Annotated in this window: 1 pseudogene; it reads left to right on the forward strand. The window is 43.1% G+C overall.

Features of this window, described 5'->3' with window-relative positions:
- Window positions 1-253: pseudogene (locus Q0852_RS23835) on the forward strand (IS3 family transposase); the annotation flags it as partial.

The raw sequence follows: 253 nt of genomic DNA on the forward strand, positions 1-253 counted from the left end.
TAGTGGTTGAAACCGCCAGCTTATCCGAAATCGAATTAGGTGAGTATTGTCGCTCTAAAGGTTTATATCCGGAACAAATTGTCCAATGGCGTGAAGCCTGTATCAATGGTACTGCTTCTGCTAAATCCAGTGATAAGGAAGCGCAAGCTAAATTAAAAGCTGAGCGTCGCAAGACTAAGCAGCTTGAGAAAGAGCTTCGGCGGAAAGATAAAGCGTTAGCAGAAACCACAGCATTGCTGGTATTGAGAAAAAA

This window comes from uncultured Photobacterium sp. (genome assembly GCF_947502415.1).
Lineage (GTDB): Bacteria > Pseudomonadota > Gammaproteobacteria > Enterobacterales > Vibrionaceae > Photobacterium.